The 3,118-nt window shown below is 51.3% G+C and carries 2 protein-coding genes and 1 pseudogene; 2 read left to right on the top strand and 1 reads right to left on the bottom strand.

Annotation, left to right across the window (positions count from 1 at the left end; all coding sequences use genetic code 11):
• Both CAG65_RS14855 and glmS read left to right on the top strand, forming a co-directional pair.
• Nucleotides 1-726, top strand: a 726-nt coding sequence (locus CAG65_RS14855; RefSeq protein WP_202599408.1) for a DeoR/GlpR family DNA-binding transcription regulator, incomplete at its 5' end; no start/stop codon positions are given.
• Nucleotides 727-810: 84 nt separating this feature from the next.
• On the top strand, nucleotides 811-2,643 hold the full coding sequence (glmS, locus tag CAG65_RS14860) for a glutamine--fructose-6-phosphate transaminase (isomerizing) (protein WP_161454153.1): 1,833 nt from the start codon (nucleotides 811-813) through the stop codon (nucleotides 2,641-2,643).
• A gap of 86 nt (nucleotides 2,644-2,729) precedes the next feature.
• On the opposite strand, the pseudogene CAG65_RS14865 reads toward glmS, so the two are convergent.
• A pseudogene (locus CAG65_RS14865) lies at nucleotides 2,730-3,118 on the bottom strand (hypothetical protein); the annotation flags it as partial.

Here is a 3,118-nt window from a genome sequence, read left to right on the forward strand (position 1 = left end):
ATTTCAAACTTAGTGAACGACAAGGGTGAAGTCAGTGTGGAAGAATTATCCAGCCGATTCGAAACCTCTGAGGTCACGATTAGAAAGGATTTGGCTTCGCTAGAGAAAAATGGCCAGCTACTGCGTCGTTATGGTGGTGCCATTGCATTGCCGAAAGAAGTCGTAAGCGAGGAATTAAGTAAAAATGTTTCGACTCGAAAGGTGGAGTTGGCCAAAGCCGCCGCAGAACTGATCCGCGATCACAATCGTTTAGTGATCGACAGTGGCAGCACGACGGCGGCATTAATTCAGCAACTCGATCATAAACGCGGTCTGGTTGTCATGACCAACTCACTGCATGTCGCTAATGCGCTTAATGAGTTGGAAAACGAACCGACATTATTAATGACTGGCGGAACTTGGGATACGCACTCAGAGTCCTTTCAGGGCCAGGTGGCCGAATCGGTATTACGCTCATACGATTTTGATCAGTTGTTTATCGGCGCGGATGGTATCGATCTGGAGCGCGGTACCACGACGTTTAATGAGTTGGTAGGCCTTAGCAAAGTGATGGCCGAAGTCTCACGTGAAGTCATTGTGATGATTGAGTCCGAGAAAATTGGCCGCAAGATCCCTAATCTGGAATTAGGCTGGCAGAACATCGACGTGCTGGTGACAGACAAACAGGCCAGTGACGAGCAGGTCGCACAAATCGAATCTCATGGCGTACGAGTGATCCGCGCCTGACCCTATTACCCTGTTTCCCCGACGTTCCGGCTTTTGCTTGCTGCCGGTTGGGGAGATAAAGAAATCAAACACGGAGAACAAAACATGTGTGGAATCGTAGGTGCAGTAGCACAACGAGATGTCGCTGAAATTCTGGTAGAAGGTTTACGCCGTTTGGAATACCGCGGGTATGACTCCGCTGGTGTTGCCGTAGTAGATGGCGACCATCAACTGACCCGAGTGCGTCGCCTGGGCAAAGTTCAGGAACTGGCGGATGCTGTGGAAGAAGCGCAGGTACTTGGCGGTACTGGTATTGCGCATACACGTTGGGCGACACATGGTGAGCCCTCTGAAGTGAATGCTCACCCACACATGTCCGGGGATATTGCCGTCGTACACAACGGCATCATCGAAAACCACGAAGAACTGCGCAGCCTGCTGCGTGATCGTGGCTATGTGTTTGAATCCCAAACCGACACCGAAGTGATTGCCCACCTGGTGGAGTGGGAACAGCGTACCTCAGCCAGCCTGCTGGAAGCGGTACAGAAAACCGCCAAACAGCTGGAAGGTGCGTACGGCACCGTCGCGCTGGATCGTAAAGATCCGTCTCGCATAGTGGTGGCTCGTTCTGGTAGCCCGATCGTGATTGGTTTCGGTGTCGGCGAAAACTTCCTGGCTTCGGATCAACTGGCTCTGCTTAATGTCACCCGTCGCTTTATGTACCTCGAAGAAGGGGATGTCGCGGAAATTACCCGCCGCGAAGTGACTGTGTTTGATGCGAACGGTGAGCCAGTTGAGCGTGAAATTACCGAGTCCAATGCAGAGCACGATGCCGGAGATAAAGGTCAGTTCCGTCACTTCATGCAGAAAGAGATTTACGAGCAGCCAACAGCGCTGATCAACACGATGGAAGGCCGTATCAGCGCCGATTCTGTGGTCACAGAGAGCATCGGTGTTAATGCGGTTGAGATCCTCAATAAAGTGGAACACGTTCAGATTGTCGCGTGTGGCACCTCTTACAATGCGGGTATGACGGCGCGCTACTGGTTTGAATCTCTGGCGGGCGTGAGCTGCGATGTGGAGATTGCTTCCGAGTTCCGTTATCGCAAATTTGTTACTCGTCCAAATAGCTTGCTGATCACGTTGTCTCAATCGGGCGAAACGGCCGATACACTGGCGGCACTACGTTTGGCTAAAGAAAAAGGCTACATGGCGGCGATGACGATCTGTAATGTCGCAGGCTCATCTCTGGTGCGTGAGTCTGACTTTGCGTTTATGACTCGTGCTGGGGTGGAAATTGGTGTTGCGTCGACCAAAGCGTTCACTACTCAGTTGTCAGCACTGCTGATGCTGGTGACCGCTCTGGGTAAACAGAAGCAATTGATCGGTAAAGCGCAAGAGAAAGAGATTGTTGAAGCACTGCACGCACTGCCTCAGCAGATCAATGCTGCCCTGTCGTTTGAAAAAGAGATTGAAGCGTTGGCGGAAGACTTTGCTGACAAGCACCACACGCTGTTTTTGGGGCGCGGAGAGTTCTATCCGATCGCGATGGAAGCATCATTGAAGCTCAAAGAAATCTCTTACATTCATGCCGAAGCGTACGCCGCAGGGGAGCTGAAACACGGCCCTCTGGCATTGATTGATGCCGATATGCCAGTGGTAGTGGTCGCACCGAGCAACGATCTGCTTGAGAAGCTAAAGTCGAACATCGAAGAAGTGCGTGCACGTGGCGGCTTGTTGTACGTGTTTGCTGACAAAGATGCTGGTTTTGAAGCGGATGAGAACATGAAGATCATCACCATGCCACACGTGAGTGAAATTACGGCGCCGATCTACTACACCATCCCAATGCAGCTGCTGTCTTACTATGTGGCCTTGATTAAGGGCACCGATGTCGATCAGCCTCGTAACCTGGCGAAAGCGGTGACGGTGGAGTAACTCGCCAAACCTCCATCCTTAGATAAAACCGCCGACTGGACAGCATTCAGTCGGCGGTTTTTTTATAAAGATAGAGTTTTCGGTGTTCAATAAGCCTCAACTTCTTTAGTGTCGATAACTTGGTTAACCGCCTGGGTAAATGCCGCGTGCAGTTCGGGCGTGGCTTCATAGGCAGAGGTATACTGTCCTTCCATGGAAAAACGAGTGCTTTCATCGAACGGATAGGCAGCTAAATCGGGCGTTAGAAAGTACGTGGTCACATTATTTTTATGACTTGCGACGCTGCGCTTTTCGTCGAGATATAAGATGCCATCGATAAATGGTGTGATCTCCACTTTGGGCCGATTGACCACGCCTGCCATTCTAAACGACATCAATAGGCCCGCACCGGCGCCGACAAAGGCCATTGGCCCCACAAAAATCACAGCTACCACTGAAATCGCCACGCCAACATAACCGGAATAGCGCAGTGCAG

This window comes from Vibrio sp. V39_P1S14PM300, assembly GCF_009904765.1.
GTDB classification, from domain to species: Bacteria; Pseudomonadota; Gammaproteobacteria; order Enterobacterales; family Vibrionaceae; genus Vibrio; species Vibrio proteolyticus.

What these genes read in the sequence shown, in the direction of transcription:
- glmS (WP_161454153.1), top strand. Translation starts at nt 811, where the DNA reads ATGTGTGGAATCGTAGGTGCAGTAGCACAACGAGATGTCGCTGAAATT.